Genomic DNA, 22,434 nt, shown 5'->3' on the forward strand with positions numbered 1-22,434 from the left:
TTAAATTCCGGCAAGCTGTGCGACGGATTTCGATGTGGCGATCTTTCCGTCATTCATCAGTGCTTCGTGGTTTTTCTCGATATCATTGAGGTGATAGGCGTAGTTCACCATCATGCCGCCCGCCTGACGCAGACCCTTTTCGGAGGTATCGCCAAGCCAGTTCAGGCGTTCAAGCTGTGCACCATTGCCCAGATGGAAGCGGGCAGTGGGATCAAGCGGGGACTTGCCACGTTTACAGGTGGCAAGATAGGTGGCACACAGCGCCAAAGTCGGCTTTTGCAGCTTGGCGACCTTGATCGGATCGTTGATCCAGTCATCTTCGCTAAGCCCGTCAAGCACCTGACCGGCAAGTTCGGCGTCGTCGGCCTTGCTTTTCTGGCGGGTGCGCAGCCAGCCCATGAAGCCCGGAATGGGCGACAGGGTGGCGAATTGTTTGAGCTGCGGGAATTCGCGTTTGAGTTCCTCGACCACCTGTTTGATCAGGAAGTTGCCAAACGAAATCCCCTTAAGGCCCGCCTGACAGTTGCTGATCGAATAGAAGATCGCAGTGTTGGCAGTTTCCGGGGCCTTTTCATCGATTTCCGGGGCCAGAAGCGCCTGAACGCTATCGGCCAAACCGTGCACGAGGGCGACTTCAACAAAGATCAGCGGATCGTCGGTGATGGCCGGATGGAAGAAGGCAAAGCATTTCCGGTCGGTCGCCAGACGACGACGCAGATCTTCCCAGCCCTGAATTTCATGGACCGCCTCATAGCGGATCAGTTTTTCAAGGATGGCTGCCGAGGTATCCCAATCAATATGACGCAGTTCAAGAAAACCACGGTTGAACCAGCTGGTCAGCAGGTGCTGCATATCGGCATTGAGCGGTTCAAGATCGCGGTTGTTCTTCAACAGTGCGATCAGGGTTTCACGCATATCGACAATGGCCCGCGTGCCACCGGGTGCCATGTTGATCTTGCGCAGCAGTTCCTGACGGATCGGCTCGGACGTTTGGGTCAGGACGGCGAGGTTTGCCTCGGACGGGTCCTTGGCAAAGGCCTCGGCGGCCTTGGTGACCTTGGCGCGATCAGCACTAAAGTCATTTTGCATCATCCGGAAGAAGGCCAGATGGTCTTCTTCGGGAAGGTTTTCCCAAAGCCGCACCACTTCGCGTGCAGCCGCGGTGCCACGTGCCTCGCCCTTTTGCGAAACAAGGTCCTTGCACATGGCGCCAAGCTGCTTGAGCGGGTCCTGCGGGGTCGAGAGTGGCAGATCAAGCAGTTCGCGACCACGGTCGGCAATGCTTGAAAGCCAGCTTTTGACAGACATGCCTGACATTAGCGTCCTCCGATGATGGTTTCCGGAAGCCAGGTGGCGATCTGCGGGAAGAAGCACAGAATGATGATCGCTGCGATCATGCACATCACGTAAGGGAAGGCGCCCTTAAGGATGCTCTGCAGACGGATGTCGGGCGCAATGCCATTAATGACATACAGGTTCAAACCAACCGGCGGGGTGATCAGACCGATTTCCATGTTGATTGTCAGGATCACGGCAAACCAGTAAGGATCGAAACCGGCATTGATGATCACCGGCAGCAGGATCGGTGCGCTCATCAGGATGACTGCAACCGGCGGCAGGAAGAAGCCACTGATCAGCAGGAACACGTTGATGAAGCCCATCAGAACCCAACGGTTGACCTCAAGGGCGGAAATCCACTGTGCAATCGACTGGGTGATGAACAGTGATGACAGCATGTAGCTAAACAGGCCGGCAGCCCCGATGATCAAAAGGATCATCACGGATTCCTTGGTGGTGTCACGCATGACATTCCAAAGCTGACCCGGTTTCCACATGCGATACACGATCATCGCGGTGATCAGGCAGAACAGTGCACCAACACCGGCCGTTTCCGAAGGTGTCGCAACACCGCCATAAAGGGCGAACAGAACCGCACCGATGATGACAAGGAAGGGCAGAACACGCGGAAGGATTTCAAACTTTTCCTTCCAGGTGTATTTGACAACACCAAGGGCGGCCTGGGCATTGCCCTGACGCCAGGTCGAATAGAGCGACCAGGCCATGAACAGGGCGGTGACCAGAAGACCCGGCAGAAGACCGGCAAGGAACAGGCGCCCGATCGAGGTTTCGGTCGAGATGCCATAAACAATCATGGTGACACTTGGCGGGATCAGGATGCCAAGTGTGCCGCCAGCGGCAATTGAACCGGCTGCAACCGTATCGGGGAAGCCGCGTTCGCGCATCGCCGGGATGCCCATCTTGCCGATTGCGGCACAGGTGGCAGGTGACGAACCCGACAGGGCGGAAAAGATCGCGCAGGCGCCAAGGTTTGAAATCACAAGCCCGCCCGGAATACGGGTCAGCCAGCGATCAAGAACAGAATACAAGTCACCACCGGCCCTTGATGAGGCAACAACCGCGCCCATCAGGATGAACATCGGGATGGCGAGAACTTCGAAACTTTCGAGTTTGCCGAACAGGATTTCCGGCAACAGCGGCAGCGATCCGGTGCCATCAAAGGTGATGATGAAGCCGACACTGACCAGAAGCAGGCCAATACCGACCGGAATGCCGGAGAAAAGAACAAGGGTGGTTGCGATGCCGACAACGGCCGCAAGAAGCAAGGGATCCATGATGCGGCCTCCTTAGGAAATGTCGTCGCGAATATCGAACGGTGTCGATCTGCGGGTGATGAGCGACAGGAAATCGGCAAAGAATTGCAGGAACAGCAAGCCAAAGCCGATCGGCAGCGCGGTATAGGGTTTCCAGAGTGCGACGGCCCAGATGGTTTCAGACAACCAGCCGCCTTCATAGGCCTCGATCACCAGTTCCAGACCATAGAAGCCAAACAGTGCGCTGATCGCCATGCCACATGACAGGGTCAGGATGGCAAGGGTCATGCGTGCGCCGCGTTTGAGGTACATCGGGAACAGGTCAACATTGACGTGACCGCGCAGCAATTGAACATAGGGCAGGCCGACCAGTGTTGCGCCGATCATCAGGAAGATGACGGCCTCAGTCTGCCAGACGGTGGATTCATTGAGCACATAGCGCATGAAGACCAGCTGGCAGATGATCAGCATCGCAATGGCAAACATGCTTGCCGATGCGATCCCGCAAATGCGCGACAAGAAATGGATGGCAGAAATGACGCCATCAAGCGGGCCCTTTGGCGCCTGGGACCGGTTTGCGGCCATGGCGTTTTGATGGTCGATCGGCTCGACATCAGGCGGGGGAGGCATATCTGATTTAACGGAATGCGACGCACTTGGTGTCTGCGTGAAATCGTCTGGCAGATCAATCGGAAGTGGGTGCGGGGACATGGCGTTCGACACGCGCGTTCTCCTCTGACGGAACCGTATTGGTCTATATTTTTGTATTTTGAGGAATGCGGTGGTGCCGGACAGACCGGCACCACCATCACTTCACGTCAAGAACCGATCACTCGACTGCAAGTGCCATATCAAGAAGTTCCTGACCGTTTGGGGTCTCTTCAACGAACTTCTTGTAGGAGGTTTCCTTGGCCAGAGCCTGCCAGGCAGCGAAGTCTTCGTCGGTCAGTTCGGCGATTTCAACGCCGTTTTCCTTGAAGACAGCGATGCTGTCAGCGTCCTGCTTGCGGCCTTCGGTGGTGTAGTATTCTTCGGCCTTTTTCGCAGCAGCAGCCAGGGCTTCTTTCTGCGCATCATTGAGGTTGTCGTAGCTTTTCTTCGACATCAGGACCGGCTGATACATGAACCACAGTGCGTTGCCTGCGGCCGGGGTGTAGCAGCTGACCTGCTCGTAGATACGATAGGAAACGAAGCTTGAGGAGCTGGTGTTGGTGGCATCAAGAACGCCGGTCTGCATGGCCGGATAGATTTCCGAGCTCGGCATGGCAGCGATGGATGCACCGGCACCTTCAAGCATCTGCTCGAACGATTTGCCGGCGGCACGAATCTGAAGGCCTTTGACGTCTTCCGGCTTGCGGATGCAGCCCTTGGTCGAGGCAAAGCCACCGGCCAGCCAACCCTTGGCAACGGTTACAACACCATCTTCGTTCAGGAGTTCTTCGATTTTAGCCATGAACGGGGATTCGTTGATGCGGTTGGCATGATCGTGGTTTTTGACCAGTGCCGGCATCAGGGTCAGGTTGGTTGCCGGAACACGACCACCGGCATAGGCCAGCGGATAAACGATCATGTCGAGCTGCCCGCGTGTCATCGGGGTCCACTGTTCTTTTGCCTTGAACAGGGAGCCGGAAGGGAAGATCTGGATTTCCAGATCAACGTTTGCGGCTTTGACTTCATCGGCGACGATCTGTGCAACCTTGTGACGGATGTCGCTGGTCGACCACTGGTGAGACAGTTTGAGCGTCTCGGCACCCGCAGATGCGGACATGCCAAAGGCAGCAACAGACATGGAGATGGCGGCAACAGACGCCGTAAGAGTCTTCTTGAAAATCTTCATCTTTATCCTCCCGGATGAAGCATGCGTTTTGAATGCATTTTGACGGCTTTTTGCGCGTCTTATTATTGATGCGGTTTTCGCATTGGAAGAAAGCGTTACAGATTTCTGGCATGCTGTCCATGCAATTTTGTATACCAGAACGTCATTTTGCAGTGCCACAAATCCGCGCCCTAGTATTTGCCGGGGGATTTAGGAAAACCGCGCCTGAACTTTTGCGATGCAGCAGGAAATCATCGCAAAGCAGCATCGAAAAGGCTTTGATTGGTACCAGAATATGTGTTCTGGTATACCAGTAAGTGACGAAAAACGAGGTCCCACATGTCGCAAAACGGAAAGCTTGCCACCGATCTGGTCCAGAAACTTGAACGCGATATCGTGACCGGTGTGCTCAAGCCTGGCGACAAACTTGACGAGCGTTCGTTAAGCGAACGGTTCGGTGTTTCACGTACGCCTGTGCGTGAAGCGCTTCAGACACTTGCCGGTTCGGGACTGGTTGCGACCATGCCACGCCGTGGCACCATTGTTGCCTCGATCACGGTTGCCGAACTGATTGAAATGTTCGAAGTCATGGCCGAACTTGAAGCCATGTGTGCGCGGTTGGCGGCACGACGTATGCCGCGGGTGGATATCGAAAACCTGATTGCGCTGTCCGAAGAGTGCAACGGGCTTAAGGATCATGCCGATGCGGACGCCTATTACGAGGCCAATGTCCGCTTCCACGAGGCGATCTATGCCGGATGCCGCAACAGTTTCCTTGAACGTCAGACCAAGAATGTGCGCAACCGACTGGCACCTTATCGCCGCCTGCAATTGCACCGTCCGGGGCGTGTGAAGAAATCCAACAACGAACATGCCGATATCCTGAGTGCCATTTCCAATGGCGAGGCCGAGACGGCGGGCAAACTGATGCAGCAGCATGTGGCGGTTCAGGGTGAGTCGCTTAATGATCTTCTGGCGATTGTGCCGCGCGGATACCTCGAACCGCTGGCCAGCTAATTCCGGTTTAATACCGACACCAAATGCGTGACCTTTTGGGGCGGGTACGTTAAAACGCGCTCATGGCAAAGAAACGTTTGGATCAGTTGCTTGTGGAACGTGGATTGGTGGAGAGCCGGTCCAAGGCGCAGGCTTTCATCATGGCAGGCAATGTCTTTAGCGGCGAGCAACGGCTCGATAAGCCGGGCATGCCGTGCAAGGAAGACATTTCCATTACGCTGCGCGGGCAGCCCCATCCGTGGGTGTCACGAGGTGGGCTCAAGCTTGAAAAAGGGTTGGCCGAGTTCGATATCGACGTGACCGATTTTATCGCGGTCGATGTCGGTGCATCCACCGGCGGCTTTACCGATGTTCTGCTTCAGAACGGGGCGGCCAAGGTTTATGCCGTTGATGTCGGGCAGGGGCAGCTTGATTGGAAGCTGCGTAATGATGACCGCGTTGTGGTCATGGAAAAGACCAATGCGCGGCATTTGACCGAAGAACAGATTTCTGACGCCATTGATATCGTTGTTTGCGATGCCAGCTTTATCGGCCTTCGTACCGTGCTTCCGGCCAGTATGGAGCGGGTCAAGACGGGCGGTTATCTGATTGCGCTGATCAAGCCGCAATTTGAAGTCGGCAAGGAACGGGTTGGCAAAAAGGGTGTCGTGCGCGAACCTGAATTGCATCAGGAAGTCTGCGACACGATTTCTGACTGGCTGGCAAATCTTCCGGGCTGGGAGGTGCTTGGCATTACCAAAAGCCCGATCACCGGTCCCGAAGGCAATGTTGAATTCCTGATTTGCGGGCGGAAAACGGCCTGATAAACAGGCCCAATTTCCACCCGCGATTTTCAGATTACTTGCCGATTTTTTTCATGAAGAAATCAATACCGGCCTGTGCGCAGTCCTGATCCTGCGGCGGGGTGCCGGAACTGACGCCGATACCGCCCACACATTCCCCGTCAACAAAGACCGGCAGGCCACCGGCGACAATCGACAGGCGGCCGCCGATTTCGCTATCGATGCCATAGGCCGGTTTGCCAGGCTGGGCAGCCGCGGCATATTCATGCGTGCCCTTGCGTGCGCCCGACGCGGTAAAGGATTTGTCCTGGGCGATGGTGGTGCTGGTGACCTTGCCGCCATCCATGCGCTCAAACGCGATCAGCACACCGGATTCGTCGGTAATCGCGATACACATCGGCACGCCGATTTCATTGGCGCGGTTACGTGCGCCTTCGATCAGAATATAGGCATCCTCAATGGACAGGCGTTTGATGGTCAGCATTGGACTTCTCCCGGGACGTTTTCTTTGATGTAATTAACTGGCGGCATCTTAGGGCCTGCGCCAAAAGCCGATCAATCAGATAAAACGGCTTTCCGTATGGTGGAAGGCGCAGCATTTTGCGCCCATCACTTAGAAGTCGGGACGCATGATCATCAGGTAAAGTGCACCCAGCGGAAACAGGATGGCAATCCGCCCGACCATATTCCAAAGCCTGCGGCATTTCTCATAGCTTGCGGGCATTTCGGTTTCGCCGTTTGCGACGGTCTTGGCCGCGATCTTTGACATATAGATCTGAAGCGGCAGAAGTCCCACCAACCACAGCATTGCCGCCATGCCAAACAGACCAATGCCATAGATCAGATAGGGGGCCTCTGAAAGTGCGATGCCGGTCGCGTGGAAAAGACCGATGCCACCAATCACGATCAGGGCCGAGCCAAGCGCGGTAAAGGCAAGATCAGTGACATTGATCAGGCGACAGGCAAAGGCGATAACGACCGGGTTGTTGGTCCGGTCTGCCTGAATTTTCCAGACGGCGGATACGATGATATTGCCCAAAAACAGGATGGCGCCAATGACGTGTATGAGTTTGACGGTTGCGTATTCCATCTGATTTTCCGGTTGGTAACAGGCGACTGCCCGTTGTGGGTTAAGGGGCTTTGTCGGTGTTGACCGGCATGGTCAGATCTTCGGCCAGAAGGCCCAGAACAAAACTTGAAAGATCCTGATCAGCGGGGGGCACGATCATGCCATCAATCACCAGCATGGCGATGCCGTGTGCGCGGCTCCATGCGGCGAGGGAGCGGTTATAGGCGCTGGCGGCCTCGGCCAGGGTCATTTCGGCCTTGCGATCAACCGACGTGACGGCACGCTGCAAGACGTCAAAGGCGTTATCAGCGGCATCGCGCAGTTCGGGATATTGATCGAGTGGCGGGCGTTCCCGGCCAAAGATCAGACGGAAATGCTGCGGGTTTTCGACAGCGAACTGCACATAGGCAGCCCCCAGCGCCATAATGCGTTCTTCGTGGTTTGGGTGGCTTTCCGCGGCGCTTTCAAGTTGTTCGGCGAACCTTTCGAAGGCGGCAATCGCGACTGCCGCCAAAATGCCATCCTTGCCGTCAAAATGGCGATAGGGGGCGGCTTCCGACACACCGGTCAGCCGCGCCAGACGGCGCAGTGACAAGCCAGTCGGGCCTTCGTCCGTCAGGATGTTTTCAGCTTGTTGCAGGAGGACATTCCGGACATCACCGTGGTGATACTTTCCCATTTGCACGTATCTCGTTTTTCTTATGTTAACTTCGTTAACATTAAGGCGTGATACACAAGGGCGCAAGACCAAAAATCACGTTTTTTCATACGGATGTGATCGCGGAAGGCTACTGGTTGTCGTGATGTCTGAGTACGGGCCAATCAGGCCAGAACAAAATCAAACCGACCGATTTCACCATCGCTTGCCGGATGGACGTTCATTAGAAGCGCGCTGTCAAACAGGTGATCAAGCTCGTTGCGCGGTTCATCCGGGAAATAAAGCTGGGTGGTCAGGGTTCGGCCGTTGGGCGGGGTGATCTTGACGTGGTAGTGCGGGGTGCGTCCGGCATATTCGGCCGGGCGGATGGTATCAAAGTAATAGCGCCCCTGGCCGTCAGTGCGTTGATAACCGCGCATGTTAAAGCCCTGATTGTCATAACGGCCATCTGAGTCTGCATGCCACAGATCGACAATCGCATTGGCAATCGGCGTACAGGCCGTGTTCAGCACATAGCCCAGCAGGGTCACCGGTGTGCCGTCAGCATCGTTTCGGAAGTTGCGCTTTTCGGGCGGGTTTTGGCTATAGAACGGGCCTTCGGTCATGCTGCGCGTTGGGCCGATATCCTCTCCGCAAGCCGGGGTCGCCGGAAGGGTTCTGTCACTGGCGTAGGAAACCGGTGAAAGAATGGAATTGCCGATAAGTGCCGAGCCTGCGGCAAACCAGCCCTTGAGCGCAGACCTGCGCGACAGACCGGCCAAGTCCAGATCGATGGTCATTGGTTTTGCCTTTTCCCAACCGCGTTTGGGACCGTGGTTTTTTGTTATGGGGTAAAGATGTGGTCGCGATGCGAAACTACAAGGTGAGAAGCGCCGAAAATTACTTTGATCGACAAAAAAATGCGCCACCCGTGACGGGATGGCGCGAGGGAAGTCTGGCGCTTCAGGTTTCGGGGCTGCTTCAGGCAGAGTTATTTTCCTGCTCAGCCGGTTGGGTTTTCGGGGCGTCTGCATTGGTTGCCGCTGGTTCTGGTGCGCTTGGTGTGTCGGGGGTCGCTGGTGCCGCTGGTGTAGTGGTGTCTTGCTCTGGCTTGCTTGAACTGTCGTTTGGATCGGCGTCCACCGTGTTTTCGGTTTTATCGCTGTCTTCTGATGATGGCTGGTTTTGGGTCGGGGTTGCCTGATCCGTGTTCGCTTGGGCCGGATCAGCATCGGCCGTTTTCCCGTCATCGTCGGTTGCCGCTGCCTGGGTGTCCTGCGACGTTGTCGTTTGAGGTGCGTCGAGCGATTGCGTGTCGTCTTGGGATTGCTGTGAATCCGGGGCGGGTTTTGCGGTATCGCTTGGCTCTGCTTCTGCCTCGGAATTTGCCTGTTCTTGTGCTTCTGCCTGCGCCGCATCTGAGGTCTCAGGCGCCGGGGTAGTGCCCGGCTTTGGCGTCTCGGCGGGTGCCGGCGTCAGGTCAACCGTGGGGGCGGCTGGTGTCTTCTGATCTTCGGGCCGGTCTGGGCGGATCAGGAATTTATTTGAGAGCGTGTCTTTGCCGATCAGAAGCGGTTGATCCAGAGGACCCATTTCCAGAAGGCCGATTTCGACATCACGGATAACGCCGCCCAGCTTGATGCGGGTTTTGATCACAGGGGCGTGCACGGGCGGGGTGCTAGCACCTGTTTGCACATCGCGAAAGCCCGCAACTGGCAAGGTCAGCTTCCAGACAATGGTGCGCGACTTAAGGCTGCTGTCGGCGGCAGGCGGGGCCTTGATGGTCAGGGAGAAAGATACCGATCCGCTGGCAGATGCATCTGACGTGTCATCGTTGCTGCTATCGGAACTGCCCGGGTCGTCCTTATCCTCGCCGTCATCATCGACAGTGAGGTCGCTGACAAACAGGCAGGTTTGCGGTGCCGCGCCGAGGATCATGGACGGCAGCCCTGAAATCCCCCAGTCGGGCAGGGCGACGGCTTCGTCCGCAAACAGGACGATGCGATTTTTGAGCTGCGCGTCACTGCCAACCGTTCCGCTGGGAGCCGGTTTTTTGTTGGATGCAGCAAGTTGGATCAGGGTTTTGAGCAATATCGGGTTCATGCCACTTAGACGCGGCATGAAACCAGTTGTGATGCGATATTCGCCCGTTCCGATTGCGTCGGAAAACTAGCTCGGAAAATGCTTGTTGGTGTTCCAGCCTTCGCACTGTGCGCGGTGGCGCAGAAGGTGGTCGGCAAGCGTGATCGCAGCCATCGCTTCGCCCACCGGAACGCCACGGATACCAACACACGGATCATGGCGACCCTTGGTGACGACATCGACTTCCTTCCCATAGATATCAAGGCTTTTGCGCGGGGTGAGGATCGAGCTGGTCGGTTTGACGGCAAAGCGCACGACAATGTCCTGACCCGATGAAATGCCGCCGAGAATACCGCCGGCATGGTTGGAGCCAAAGACCGGTTTGCCATCTTCGCCCAGACGCATTTCATCGGCATTTTCAATGCCGGTCAGTTCGGCGGCTTCAAAGCCGTTGCCGATTTCAACGCCCTTGACGGCATTGATCGTCATCATCGCCTTGGCCAGATCGGCATCAAGCTTGTCATAAACCGGGTCACCCAGACCCACCGGGACGCCGGAACAGACGACTTCGATCACCGCACCGACGGATGAGCCATCCTTACGCAGGCCATCAAGATATTCCTCGAACACTGGAACGGCTTGCGCGTCGGGGCAGAAGAACGGGTTGTTATCAACCTCAGCCCAGTCCCAGTTCGCCCGGTTGATTTCCTTGGTGCCCATTTTGACCAGGGCCGCACGGATTTTGATGTCGTCGCCCAATACCTTGCGGGCAATTGCACCGGCGGCAACCCGCATCGCTGTTTCGCGGGCCGACGAACGGCCGCCGCCGCGATAATCGCGGGTGCCGTATTTTTCCCAATAGGTGTAATCGGCATGACCCGGTCGGAACTGGTTTTTAATCTCGCCATAATCCTTGGAGCGCTGATCGACGTTTTCGATCAGAAGCCCGATCGGGGTGCCGGTGGTTTTGCCTTCGAACACGCCCGAAAGGATTTTGACCTGATCTGGTTCGCGGCGCTGGGTGGTAAAGCGCGACTGACCGGGTTTGCGTTTTTCGAGATAATTCTGAATATCGGACTCGGTGAGCTCAAGCAGGGGCGGCACACCATCAACGACACAGCCAATGGCCGGGCCGTGGCTTTCGCCAAAGGTGGTGAAGCGGAAAAGTGTTCCAAAACTGTTGCCAGCCATAACCGATTATCCAGAATTCAAATATTTAAGAGACAAAACGGGCCGCCCATCAGGGCAGCCCGCAAAATCGTATCAGGCCCAGATCAGGATTTCTGGACAGTGATGTCAGGTGCGTCTGCCTGTTTCATGCCAACGGTGTGGTAACCGCAATCGACATGATGGGTTTCGCCCGTAACACCGGTCGAAAGGTCTGATAGGAAGTACAGACCCGATCCGCCAACATCATCAAGCGTAACGTTACGGCGCATCGGCGAGTTGTATTCGTTCCATTTCAGGATATAGCGGAAATCGCCAATCCCGGATGCGGCAAGGGTCTTCATCGGGCCCGCCGAAATGGCATTGACGCGAATGCGATCCGGACCAAGGTCATTGGCAAGGTATTTCACGCTGGCTTCAAGGGCCGCCTTGGCAACGCCCATGACGTTGTAGTGCGGCATGACCTTTTCTGCGCCGTAATAGGAAAGTGTTAGAAGCGAACCGCCATCGGTCATCAGTTTTTCCGCGCGCTGTGCGATCGCGGTAAAGGAATAGACCGAGATGTTCATTGAAAGCGCAAAGTTTTCCGGCGAGGTATCGACATAGCGACCACGCAGTTCGTTCTTGTCGGAGAAACCGATGGCATGCACGACAAAGTCAAGCTTGCCCCATTTTTCCTTAAGCGTCTCGAACACGGCATCCATGCTGGCCGCATCGGTCACATCACATGGCAGAACGATGTTGCTGCCAACGGACTCTGCGAGCGGGCGCACACGTTTTTCAAGGGCTTCGCCCTGGAAGGTAAAGGCGATCTCGGCGCCAGCCGCAGCGGCCGCACGTGCAATGCCCCAGGCAATCGATTTATCGTTGGCGACACCCATAATCAGGCCGCGTTTACCGGCCATAAGGCCCGAAATATTGTCGGTGGACAGGCTCATATTTCCTCTCGTTCCCACGATCTCTCTCTGGCAGGTAGAGGCATTCAAGAAAAGCCGCGACCGGCCCAGAAGGCATTAGACATTCGGCGCATCCTACACAAAGCGCGGCCAAGGTCAATCTGACCTGTCATAACGTGTGCAGGCACGCTATCTTGTTGATCAGGTGCAGTATAACCGGAAAATGCGTGGGGATAAGCGTTTAATGGCCGAAATTCAGAAATTGCTCTCTGATCGAACCGCGTTCTGGCGCTATGCCGGTATGCGTTTTGTCCATGACAAATCCATACAACGTGCCGCCGGTTTGTCCTATACGACGCTTTTGGCGATGGTGCCGTTTCTGGCCATCGCACTGACGGTTTTGTCGGCCTTTCCGGTTTTTGATGAGTTCAAGGACACGATCATGACCGTGGTCCTGAACAATTTCCTGCCGGAAACCGGCGCGCAGGTCACAGAGTATCTTGGCAGTTTCCTGCAAAATACCGGACAGATGACGGCGATTGGCACAATCGTGCTGGGCCTGACGGCTGTGATGTTGCTCAGCGCCATCGAAGGTGCGATGAACGATGTGTTTCGTGTGACCAGCCCGCGTAAGCTTCTGTCGCGTCTGGTGGTGTTCTGGACGCTTTTGACGGTTGGGCCAATGTTGCTGGGGCTTAGCCTTTCACTGGCGTCCTATATTTTTGCCATGCGCCATCTGGTTGGCGGGGACGCCCTTGGCGAACAAATCGGACAACTGACGTTTATTGCGCCGTTTGTCCTGTCGGCAGTGGCTTTTTCATTGCTGTTTATCGGCATGCCGAACCGCTCGGTCGTGATTATTGATGGTGTGGTCGGTGGCGTTGTGGCCGCCGTTTTGTTCGAAACCCTGAAAAAGGGGTTTGCGTATTATGTCACGACATTCCCGACCTATCAGACGATTTATGGCGCAGTCGCGATTGTGCCGATTTTCCTGTTGTGGATGTATCTGACCTGGATCGTGATCCTTCTGGGGGCTCAGGTGGCAGCGGGCCGGTCCGAATGGCGTGCGGCACGGGCGGCGGGCATCGTTCCCGATCCGCGCGGTGCGGTGCCGGGGCATATGGAACGGATCATCGCGGTGCTGCGCGTTCTGGAATATCTGCAAAATCGTTTCCACGAGGCCGCCAAGCCGCCGACCTATCGCAAGATGATGCGCGACGTCAAACTGGGTGGGCGTGATCTGAACTGGGCGTTGGCTGCGTTGCGGCGCGAAAAGCTGATTGATCGCTCGGAAAAGCATCGCTGGTTGCTTTCGGGAGACCTGTCGCGGATTTCGTTGATGGATCTGATGAGCCGCCTTGGCCTGTTTCTGGATTACGACCGGTTGCTGGTCGTGCAGACCGATAGCGGTTGGCCGATTGCCATGCGCGAACGCCTGATCGAACTGGAAGAAAAACGCAAAACGGTTCTGGATGTGAAGGTGGGCGATCTGCTTGATACCCCGCGGCCTGACGACAAAATCCCCGAGCAGAAAAAGAAAGAACCGGATCAGGACAAGTCAGACGATATCAATCAAAAAGACATGACCGGCATCATGAGCTGATGGCCGTTTCGCGGGTTATTGAAAAAGGCCGGGGAGGATATTCTTCCCGGCCTTTTTGATGTGTTGATGATCGGTCGTATTTATCGGGAGGCCATTTGGTTGAGCGCAAGGGCAATTTCGGCCCGACGGCCAGCATCGGCAAGCGGACGGTCCGGGCGGTCCGGGGCATCAAGCGCCTTTTGGAAATAGATCCGCGCTTCGTCATAGCGTTCCTGTTGGCGCAGGAAATCGCCATAGAAGAAGTTCGGATCAATGCCGTTCGGGTTGAGCGCAAGCGCCTTTTTGAGGTTTTCCTCGGCCTTGGCGTCGCTGCCAAAGGCCAGCGGCCATGGCGGCACCTGATAATAAAGCGATCCGAGCGAGGTATAGGCAGAACCATCCATTGCGGTCGGTGCGGTGGCAATCACGTTTTCAAAAAGTTCGCGGGCGTCGCGCACTTTGCCAAGGGCCGAAATACCGCGCACAATCCCGGCATCGGTTGACAGAATGATGCCTTGCCAGATTTGCAGTTCCGGGCTGTCGGGGAATTCTGCACGCAGCTTTTCGCCATCGGCTTCGAGTTTGTGAATGGCATCAAGTTGGGCATCTTCATCGGTGATTTCGTATTTGATGTGCGCCCATTCATGTTGCAAGTGGCTGACAGCCTTCATCACGGCCGGGTTTGCGGTTTGCGCCTGCGACGTTGCCGGTAAAGCCAGAAGAAGACCAACCGCAAGGCCCGATAAGGTGATCATGTTTTTGCGTTTCATGCGATGTTCCTCTGTGCGGCACTTTCTGATCCTGTGCCATTGATGATCAGGGCTGGCTTGGCGTTGGCCTTGTCAGTTGCCAGTATCTCTTCGCCAATTTGGGTGTTTTTGCGCAGGCCCTTGTCGATCATCGCGGGCACGAGTGCATTAAGGGTGGCAAACAGCCGTTCCGGCCAGCCAAGGCGAAAATCACTGGCGTCAAGTTCAATCGCGCTGGCAATGCGAAGCGCGACATCCCGCGGGCGATCTTCGGTGGCTTTGGTCTTGCGATTAAGCATGCCGATCTTGCCGCTATTCATGCCGGTATTGACCGCACGTGGCGCGATGTGGGTGACAGTAATGGCCGTGTTGCACAGTTCCCGACGCAGGGCGTCGCTATATCCCTTAAGGCCGGATTTGGCTGCCACGTAGCCGGTCATGTGCGGTAACGGGATCAACCCAACCATCGAGCCGATATTGACGATCTGGCCATGATTGCGGGCACGCATGGCGGGCAGGACCGCCTGACACAGCCGCATCGGCACCAAAAGATTGAGTGTCAGAAGGGCATCGTAATCCTGATCTTCGGCATGGCCAAAATCATTGATCCCGGCAAGATTGATCAGGATGTCAGGCGTATTTTCGAGAAGCGCCTTGCAGGTCGTATCAATGCGTTCCATCAGATCGCCTTCGGATGCCCGGTCATAGGACCGGACATTGGCACCGCGTTCTTTCAGGATTTCCACAAGGGGTTTTCCAATCCCGCCGGTTGCCCCGGTGAGAAAGATATCTTTTCCCTCAAGCAACATTTTTCCGTTGTCCTTCATGCGGGATCGCTGCGAACAGGTTGGCAAACAGACGGAAGGTGTTGTTGGCAACTTCGATGATCGCGGCCTGATCGTTCGGATCGGTGATTTGGTTGACGGTTTTCTCGAAGAATTTCATGTGTTCGATATCAAGCGAACCGTGCGAGAACAGATAGCTGAATGCCGATTTTGGAAGATCCAGACCGCTCATGACGGCATCCGCGCCCTGACTTGCGATCTGGGTTGACGTGCTTTCGAGCATGAAGACCATGCCAAGGAAACCGACCGGGTTCTTGCGCGCGATATAGTCGTAGTTATAGGCGACCATCACCTGGGTTTCGAGGTTGGGCGTTGCATTGCGCGCGGCTTCGCGGTCACCACCGGCGGCCTCGATATCATTGAGGATCCATTCTTCGTGGCCTTCTTCCTCTTCGAGATATTCAATCACCGCCTTGTGCAGCCAGCGTTTGTCATCGGGCAGGCGCGATCCCATCGCCATCAGGAAGGGAACGGTGTGTTTGACGTGGTGATAGGCCTCGGTCAGGTAGGCGACATAGGTGGAGCGGGAGATGTTGCCCGAAAGTCCGTCGACAAGCTGCGGGACGTGATAAAGGGCTGCGCGGGCATCAGCGGTTTGGGCAACAAGACGATCATAGAAATTCATGGCGAGCTCCGAAGTGTTCTGTGAGGAGATATATCGTTTGACGATCACATCACGCTTGGGCCGACCATTTCCGGTCAGGCAGCCGTTTTGTGCGGTGAAGGGCGCACAAAGCGTGAAATGTTTGATTTGGGCATAGTCGGGCAGGCTGGCGTTTGCGGCCTGAATGGCGGCGTTGATGTCTGCATCTGCACGGCTTGGCACGATCAGCGCTTCAAGATGGGCTTGGCCGTCGCCAAAAACGATTGCCTGATAAATGGCGGGTTGGGCCAGCAAGGCGGCCTCGGGCCATTCGGGTGATATGTTGCGCCCGTTTGAGGTAATCAGGACGTTTTTGCGCCGTCCGGTAACGGACACAAAGCCGTCGTCTGAAATCCGGCCAAGGTCACCGGTGGCGAGGCGCTCCGAGAGGGCTGCGTTTGCCGCCGGCGGATCGCCGACATAGCCAAGGAATCCTGGATTGCGAATGACGATTTCATCATCGACGATTTCAGCACTGACATGTGGCAGCAACGTGCCCGTCGTGCCCGGTTTGTCCTTGCCCGGAACGTTCAACGACAGAACCGATGCGCATTCAGAAAGGCCATATCCTTCGTAAACCGGAAGGCCGATCTGACGGGCCTTGGCAATCAGGGCGGGATCAATCCGCGCGCCGCCAACGGCAATGAAATCAAGTTTGGTCAGCGGGCCGTACTGCATGACCTGCATCATCAGGGCGCGCAGCAGTTCCGGCACCAGAATGATCGAGGTGGCATCAGCCCCCTTGAGCAAGCCATGCAGGTTTTCGTACTGCGCCTCAAAGTTCCGCAAGGACGTAAGATGCACGGTGCAACCAGCGAGAAGTCCGGCATAGACGCCAGCAACATTTTCCAGCAAGACGGCCAGGGGCAGGGCGGAAAAGTGCGTACCGGCAAATTCGTCGCCCAGCATCTGATAGATCGAGCTTGCGACATTCAACATGGCGGTTGCAGGCAGACAGACACCTTTGGGGGTGCCGGTGGTGCCGGATGTGAAGGTGATTTTTGCAGTTTTTGCCGGGATGGTCGCGGATTTGGCAAGACCGGTTCGCACCATGCCATCTGGTGTGATCATATGAGTGATACCAGCGGTTGCGGCGGCATGATCAATCTGTGCTTTGGTGAAGAAGGGCGGGATCGGAACGCAGAAGGTTTCCGATTTGAGTGCCGCCAAGTCCCAAAGTACCCAGTCGATGCCGTTATCAAGCGCGATGCCAAGAACATCGACATCGGAAAGGTCTTTGGCGTGGTCGTCAATGCGCCGGATCAGGTCGCGATAGGTGATCTGACCGGTTTGGCTTCTAAGGGCGATTTTGTCGGCCGGGTGTTGGCCAATGCGTGAAAACAGCATGATCAGACTCAGACCTCGCCATTATGTTGGAGACGGGGATAAAGGCGCGGGCGCATGTGGCTGTACTCGGCGCCAAAAAGTGATTGCAGGCGCAGATATCCCAAAGTGACAGAGCCCGAGAGAACATGCGGGCGCGTGTCGTAATACCGGCCCCAATGGGTGTTGCCGCATTCAAGCAGGGCCGGGTCGGCGAGTGCATGACGCACCGGCGCCAACCCCATTTTCTGGAACCGTTTTTCAAGACTTGCGGTACCGGTCACAACCGCCTGTTTGAAGCCGCTATGATGCAAATAAGCCGAAAGGGCGGTGAACAGGAAAGATGATGCGCCTGATCCGTTTGATGCCAGATTGCCGATTTCAGCAATCTCGTGGCGGGGAATGCCCAGAATAGAATTGATCGGTCGGCGGAGATACTGTTCTAGAAACAGCGGACCATGCCCGGCGGAGCGAAAACCAAGGGCGGCGACAATATCGCCGTGATCATCGCGCACACTCATCAGTGTGTCGTAATGAACTGAAATTTCTGCCTCATAGGTGCGGGCATAGATGCCAGAGATAAAATCCTCGACCTCGGCGCGTTCGCGCGCCGTATTGGTCAGGATTGAAATGGCACAAGCATGCGTCGGCACGCGGGACAGAAACCCGTTCTTCTGCAAACGAAGTCTGGCCGAGGGATTGCCGTTTTCGTTGTAATTAAGCTGCAGCATTCAGTGGACGCCTTTTGATACGTGAATAACGCATTCTGGCGTCGCAACCTGACAGCAAGCTGAAGAGCTAAAATCAACTTAAATCGAGGTGTTTGGCAGGGTCAGGATCGTTTGGAGGAAGGGCTTTGTGTCATTTCCACGCGGATCGGTTCATCGCTGCTGCGCAGGTGCAGATCGCGTTGCGGGAACGGAATTTCTATATTGTGTTCGATGAAGGCATCCCAGACATTGAGCAAAACTTCGCTGATGATATTGCCGCGTCCGTTTTGCGGGTCGTTGATCCAGAAGCGGATTTCAAGATCGACCGAGTTGTCACCAAAACCGCGCATCAGGGTGTTTGGCCCCGGATTGTCCTGCACGCGCGCGCATTTTGCCGCCGCCTCGTTACACAGCTTGATCGCAAGATGGGGATCGCAGTTATAGGAAATGCCGACCGGCACCTTCAGGCGCAGCTTGACGTCCGAGTGGCTCCAGTTTTCGACCTGATTGGTGATCAGGTCTTCGTTCGGGATCAGGAATTCCGTGCCATCGCGGGTTCGAACCGCAGTATACCGCGCGCCCAGTGATTGAATCCAGCCAAAGGTATCGCCAATCGCAATGACATCGCCGGGCTTGATCGAGCGGTCAAGCAACAGGATCACGCCGCTGATCAGGTTGGCGAAAATGCGTTGCAGACCAAAGCCGATCCCGACACCAACCGCGCCACCAAATACGGCGAGTGCCGTCAGATCGACACCCATCGTCGAAAGTGCAAACAAAACGGCGATCGACAGCAAGATAAGCTTGAGAAGCTTTGCCATCAGGACCTGCACCGACGGGGTCAGGTGATGGACCTTGCGGATGCGTTGTTCAAACAGGCGGGATGCAAAGGATGCCACCCACAGCAAAACTGCAAGCGAGAGAACGGCTTTGATGATGCCATAGATCGAAATGCGGAACTCGCCGAACTCAATCGCATGCCCGTCAAGGATTGCGATGCCTGGTTCCAGCCATCCGACAATGTTGAGTGCCGCCAACGTCCAAGCGACGGTGGCAATGGTGCGTGACCAGACAGGATCATTGACAATGGCCGCGGCCAGACGAATGACAATCCACGCATTCAGAAGACTTGCAACCAACCGGATGATGTTATGGCGGTAGCCAGCCTGAATGGCGATGGCATCAAGCAGCCAGATGGCAATGACAAAAATCAGCGGGAAGGCAAGACTGGGCAGAACCAGCGCAAAGCGTCGAAACCCGGCATAGGGTAAAAGCGGCTTCCAATCCTGCAAGCGTGCGAGAAGCGACGCCAGACGACCACGCAGCAAAAAGGCCGGGATGGTGGCAAGCAGGCAGGCAGCAATCTGGATCAGGATCGGGACCAGCAGGACATTTGCAGAGATCCAGGCGATTGCCTGTTCAAGCCATTGCAAATAGATGTCCGGGTTGCTGAGCTGTTCCATATTGTCCCTGATGATCGGTTTCGTTCTTTGCGACAAAGCCCGTTAAAACAATATGGTAACACGGAACGCGATTAACAGGCACCTTTCAACGCATGGCCTTTTGTGCGGCCTGCCCCCGGGTGCCAACGGGCCAAGAAAAAAGCCGGCGAATGCCGGCTTTGGATTATTGGGTCAACGCGCCTTGTAGGGGTGCTTTTCAGACCAGTCCTTGATGAACTCGACCAATTCGTCATCGCGTTCTTCGGGCAGCTTGACCGTCAGGTGAACATATTGGTCACCGCGTTTGTTGCCCCGGTCATAGGGCGCACCCTTGCCGCGCAGGCGCAGTTTGGTGCCGCTATTGGCGTTGGCAGGCAGCTTCATATTGACCTTGCCATCGACAATCGGCACTTCGATCGAACCACCCAGAATGGCCTCAGACAGGCTGATTGCCAGATCACAATGCAGGTCATTGCCTTCGCGTCGGAAGGTTTTGTCCGGATGGACATGCAGCTTGATCAGCGCGTCACCGGCCTCGCCACCATTCATGCCAGCCATCCCCTGGCCTTTAAGACGGAGCGTCTGTTCGTTTTCGCTTCCGGGCGGAATGCGGACTTCAAGGCTTTTGCCGCTGGCGAGATTGATACGCTTTGTCGTGCCAAGGATGGCCTCGGCGAAATCAAGGCTCAGCTCATAGGAGATGTTCGGGCCTTTGACCTTTCTGGGTTTGCGTTCCCCGCCAAAGCCACCGAAACCGCCGCCGCCAGAACGTGCGCGTCCCTTGCCGAAGATTTCGTCAAAGATGTCCTCGGCATTGGCACCGGAAAAGCCGCCGAACGGATCACCGCCGCCAAAGCCGCCACCGGCATGTCCGCCGCCACGGGTAAACGGGCTGGTTTCGCGGCCATCGGCGTCGATTTCACCATTGTCGAATTTCTTGCGGCGCTCCGCATCGCCAAGAAGGTGATAGGCGCTCGATACCTTTTTGAAGCGTTCTTCGATTTTGGCATCGCCCGGATTGACATCGGGGTGAAGTTCACGCGCCAGTTTGCGATAGGCCTTTTTGATTTCTTCCTGACTGGCGTTTTTGGCGACGCCAAGTGTCTTGTAGGGATCCTGCATTTACTGACCGGTTCCAGAAACTAAAAGCACGTTATGTGATTTGCACGTTGTGTTCATTATTAGATCATGCGCCGCAAAAGATGAACCATTTTGCCGCATCTGATCCGAAACAATGACATTAAGACGGGTTTGTCGCCCGAACCGATGACCAGATATGAAAAGGCGGCGCAGATCGCAAGGACCGCACCGCCTGTCATTTCAGATTTTTAGCAAGGCTTAGTTGACAACTTTCCAACTGCCATCCGGCTGGCGGCAGGCGGTGCCATAAGCCGTTTCTTCCTGACCACCGATCATCACCGTCTGCTGGTATTCGCGGCAATATTCCTGGGTTTTCGGTTCCTGATAGGTGCGGGTCGGGGTCACCGTACCCTGAACACCGGTATCGGGGTTGTTCCAAGTGGTGGTTTGACCTGTCGGGGTGGCTTCCAGCGTGCGCTGGGTGCTTTTTGCCATGATGGCGCGGTCGGCATTGTCAAGCGACTTGCCGACTTCGCTGCCGATAAAGGCGCCGGCAAGCGTACCAAGCGCAACACCGACAAGCTGGCCACTGCCCTTGCCGAACTGTGCGCCTGCGACGGCACCACCGACGGCACCAAGAAGTGTGCCGGCCGTTTGCTTCTGACCCTGATCCTGGGCGCAGCCAGCGATAAAGGCGGTCATGACCACCGGGATAACGATCTGACGGAATTTCATGTTTAATTTGCCCATCTTGTCTTTACAGTCCCAACCGATATTCTTTGGGTATATATATTGATCCAACGTTGTTGCTGCCACCGTAGTTCCGAAATATGTCGTCCTGACGGCAACAAATTTAATCAGCCAAAGGAAATCCTTTCGCAATGAACGAGAAAAATGCGCCAAAAATTGGGCATGAACCCCACGATGCCCCGTTCGACATGTTCGAAACCTGGTTTGCGGATGCAAAAAAGGTCGAGACTGCCTATCCGGATGCGATGACGCTTGCGACTGCCGATGCGCAAGGTCGCCCGTCGGCGCGCATTGTGCTGCTTAAGGGTTTTGATCCGCGCGGATTTGTTTTCTATACCAACTATGAAAGCCGCAAGGGTGGCCAGTTGGCCGAGAACGGTTTTGCTGCCCTGTGTTTCCACTGGAAGACGCTTGAAAAGTGCGTGCGCATCGAGGGCAAGGTTGCCAAGGTCGATGCAGCCGAGTCAGATGAATATTTCGCATCCCGCCCGCGCGGCAGCCAGTTGGGAGCCTGGGCATCCATTCAGTCGCGCCCGATGAGTGGCCGGTTTGATCTTGAAAAACGGGTTGCGGAATTCACCGCCAAATTTGGTCTTGGCAAAGTGCCGCGCCCGGAACATTGGGGCGGTTATCGCCTTGTACCGGATCGGATCGAGTTCTGGGCAGAGGGCAAATTCCGCCTGCATGACCGCAAGCTGTTTACCCGCGATGACGCCGATAGCGGCTGGGATACGCAAAAGCTGTTTCCGTAAGGACAGCGACAGAATCCGAAACGCAAAAAACGCACAAGGTGATCAAGCCTTGTGCGTTTTTGTATTCTTGATTGGTGCGTTTTAGACTGCGGGTTCTGGCGGGCAGAAGGTGTCCTGCAGCACAGCGATGATCTTCATGATGTCGGGATTGGCCAGCGAATAATAGATTGTTTGCGCATCGCGGCGGGTTTTTACAAGCCCTTCGCGGCGCAGGCGTGCAAGGTGCTGTGACAGGGCGGATTGTTTGATGCCCAGTTCATTTTCCAGCGTGCCAACGGATTTTTCCGTGTCGCCGAGAGAGCACAAAATAAGCAGACGCCACTCATTGCCGAGCGTTTTGAGAAATTCTGCAGCTTCACGTGCATTCTCGTGCAGTGCCGTATAGTCCATCCGCGAGTAACCCCGTTCTTAACTCTGCACACCAGGTCGCATTTTTGCTTTGAATGCCCGGTATCCTACCCAAGAGAATAATATCTCGAT

Annotated in this window: 23 protein-coding genes; 4 read left to right on the plus strand and 19 right to left on the minus strand. The window is 55.7% G+C overall.

All coding sequences use genetic code 11. The features are described from left to right. The 4 genes from TH4_RS07755 to dctP form a co-directional block, all read right to left on the minus strand. Positions 1-1,317 carry a malonyl-CoA decarboxylase gene (locus TH4_RS07755; RefSeq protein WP_064780579.1) on the minus strand — a complete coding sequence of 439 codons (1,317 nt, stop codon included), beginning with the start codon at positions 1,315-1,317 and terminating at the stop codon, positions 1-3. Further along, on the minus strand, positions 1,317-2,633 hold the full coding sequence (locus TH4_RS07760; protein ID WP_008891287.1) for a TRAP transporter large permease: 1,317 nt from the start codon (positions 2,631-2,633) through the stop codon (positions 1,317-1,319). The genes TH4_RS07755 and TH4_RS07760 overlap by 1 nt, the downstream gene beginning before the upstream one ends. 12 nt (positions 2,634-2,645) lie before the next feature. Further along, on the minus strand, positions 2,646-3,335 hold the full coding sequence (locus TH4_RS07765; RefSeq protein WP_008891288.1) for a TRAP transporter small permease: 690 nt from the start codon (positions 3,333-3,335) through the stop codon (positions 2,646-2,648). A 106-nt stretch (positions 3,336-3,441) separates the two neighbouring features. Beyond that, positions 3,442-4,449, minus strand: coding sequence for a TRAP transporter substrate-binding protein DctP (gene dctP, locus TH4_RS07770; RefSeq protein WP_064780580.1), 1,008 nt, complete (start codon positions 4,447-4,449; stop codon positions 3,442-3,444). A 318-nt stretch (positions 4,450-4,767) separates the two neighbouring features. Here dctP and TH4_RS07775 point away from each other — a divergent pair, with 318 nt between their 5' ends. Together TH4_RS07775 and TH4_RS07780 are read left to right on the plus strand one after the other, a co-directional pair. Further along, entirely contained in the window at positions 4,768-5,445 is a 678-nt protein-coding gene (locus TH4_RS07775; RefSeq protein WP_008891290.1) for a GntR family transcriptional regulator, read from the plus strand. Between the two features lie 62 nt (positions 5,446-5,507). Continuing rightward, positions 5,508-6,248: a TlyA family RNA methyltransferase gene (locus tag TH4_RS07780; protein ID WP_064780581.1), complete on the plus strand. Its 741-nt coding sequence runs from the start codon at positions 5,508-5,510 to the stop codon at positions 6,246-6,248. 34 nt (positions 6,249-6,282) lie between these two features. Here TH4_RS07780 and TH4_RS07785 read toward each other — a convergent pair whose 3' ends face one another. From TH4_RS07785 to fabI, 7 genes are all read right to left on the minus strand, one after another. Next, a complete protein-coding gene (locus TH4_RS07785; protein WP_008891292.1) occupies positions 6,283-6,711 on the minus strand; it encodes a GlcG/HbpS family heme-binding protein in 429 nt (142 codons plus the stop codon). 129 nt (positions 6,712-6,840) lie between these two features. Beyond that, the gene (locus tag TH4_RS07790) at positions 6,841-7,317 is read right to left on the minus strand and encodes a DUF2269 family protein (RefSeq protein WP_064780582.1); all 477 of its coding nucleotides are present in this window, start codon (positions 7,315-7,317) and stop codon (positions 6,841-6,843) included. Between the two features lie 40 nt (positions 7,318-7,357). Further along, positions 7,358-7,975, minus strand: coding sequence for a TetR/AcrR family transcriptional regulator (locus TH4_RS07795; RefSeq protein WP_064780583.1), 618 nt, complete (start codon positions 7,973-7,975; stop codon positions 7,358-7,360). 143 nt (positions 7,976-8,118) lie between these two features. Then, entirely contained in the window at positions 8,119-8,733 is a 615-nt protein-coding gene (locus TH4_RS07800) for a dioxygenase family protein (protein WP_064780584.1), read from the minus strand. 181 nt (positions 8,734-8,914) lie between these two features. Next, complete coding sequence (locus tag TH4_RS07805; protein WP_157097723.1) at positions 8,915-10,054, minus strand: hypothetical protein; 1,140 nt, start codon at positions 10,052-10,054, stop codon at positions 8,915-8,917. Between the two features lie 48 nt (positions 10,055-10,102). After that, positions 10,103-11,206 (minus strand): chorismate synthase, encoded by a 1,104-nt coding sequence (gene aroC / locus TH4_RS07810; RefSeq protein WP_064780586.1) that lies wholly within the window; start codon positions 11,204-11,206, stop codon positions 10,103-10,105. 83 nt (positions 11,207-11,289) lie between these two features. Then, complete coding sequence (gene fabI / locus TH4_RS07815) at positions 11,290-12,120, minus strand: enoyl-ACP reductase FabI (protein WP_064780587.1); 831 nt, start codon at positions 12,118-12,120, stop codon at positions 11,290-11,292. A 202-nt stretch (positions 12,121-12,322) separates the two neighbouring features. On the opposite strand from fabI, the gene TH4_RS07820 reads away from it, so the two are divergent. Next, positions 12,323-13,681 carry a YihY family inner membrane protein gene (locus TH4_RS07820; RefSeq protein ID WP_064781002.1) on the plus strand — a complete coding sequence of 453 codons (1,359 nt, stop codon included), beginning with the start codon at positions 12,323-12,325 and terminating at the stop codon, positions 13,679-13,681. An 80-nt stretch (positions 13,682-13,761) separates the two neighbouring features. Here TH4_RS07820 and TH4_RS07825 read toward each other — a convergent pair whose 3' ends face one another. The 7 genes from TH4_RS07825 to TH4_RS07855 all read right to left on the minus strand — a co-directional run bounded on the left by TH4_RS07825 (position 13,762) and on the right by TH4_RS07855 (position 21,187). After that, positions 13,762-14,430, minus strand: coding sequence for a tetratricopeptide repeat protein (locus TH4_RS07825; protein ID WP_064780588.1), 669 nt, complete (start codon positions 14,428-14,430; stop codon positions 13,762-13,764). After that, entirely contained in the window at positions 14,427-15,236 is an 810-nt protein-coding gene (locus tag TH4_RS07830; RefSeq protein ID WP_245227786.1) for an SDR family NAD(P)-dependent oxidoreductase, read from the minus strand. Before TH4_RS07830 ends, TH4_RS07825 begins: the two co-directional genes overlap by 4 nt. Then, a complete protein-coding gene (locus tag TH4_RS07835) occupies positions 15,208-17,244 on the minus strand; it encodes an AMP-binding protein (protein ID WP_064780589.1) in 2,037 nt (678 codons plus the stop codon). Before TH4_RS07835 ends, TH4_RS07830 begins: the two co-directional genes overlap by 29 nt. Before the next feature lie 8 nt (positions 17,245-17,252). Further along, positions 17,253-17,951 carry a thermostable hemolysin gene (locus TH4_RS07840; RefSeq protein WP_064780590.1) on the minus strand — a complete coding sequence of 233 codons (699 nt, stop codon included), beginning with the start codon at positions 17,949-17,951 and terminating at the stop codon, positions 17,253-17,255. 101 nt (positions 17,952-18,052) lie between these two features. Continuing rightward, positions 18,053-19,393, minus strand: coding sequence for a mechanosensitive ion channel family protein (locus TH4_RS07845; protein ID WP_064780591.1), 1,341 nt, complete (start codon positions 19,391-19,393; stop codon positions 18,053-18,055). A gap of 171 nt (positions 19,394-19,564) precedes the next feature. Beyond that, positions 19,565-20,494 (minus strand): DnaJ C-terminal domain-containing protein, encoded by a 930-nt coding sequence (locus TH4_RS07850; protein ID WP_064780592.1) that lies wholly within the window; start codon positions 20,492-20,494, stop codon positions 19,565-19,567. Positions 20,495-20,710: 216 nt separating this feature from the next. Beyond that, on the minus strand, positions 20,711-21,187 hold the full coding sequence (locus TH4_RS07855; protein WP_008891306.1) for an RT0821/Lpp0805 family surface protein: 477 nt from the start codon (positions 21,185-21,187) through the stop codon (positions 20,711-20,713). Between the two features lie 146 nt (positions 21,188-21,333). Here TH4_RS07855 and pdxH point away from each other — a divergent pair, with 146 nt between their 5' ends. Beyond that, the gene (pdxH, locus tag TH4_RS07860) at positions 21,334-21,954 is read left to right on the plus strand and encodes a pyridoxamine 5'-phosphate oxidase (protein ID WP_064780593.1); all 621 of its coding nucleotides are present in this window, start codon (positions 21,334-21,336) and stop codon (positions 21,952-21,954) included. Between the two features lie 81 nt (positions 21,955-22,035). Here the strand turns inward: pdxH and TH4_RS07865 are convergent, their stop codons facing one another. Continuing rightward, complete coding sequence (locus tag TH4_RS07865) at positions 22,036-22,344, minus strand: ArsR/SmtB family transcription factor (RefSeq protein ID WP_008891308.1); 309 nt, start codon at positions 22,342-22,344, stop codon at positions 22,036-22,038. Between the last annotated feature and the right edge of the window lie 90 nt (positions 22,345-22,434).

It is taken from the genome of Thalassospira tepidiphila MCCC 1A03514, from assembly GCF_001662875.1.
GTDB lineage: Bacteria > Pseudomonadota > Alphaproteobacteria > Rhodospirillales > Thalassospiraceae > Thalassospira > Thalassospira tepidiphila.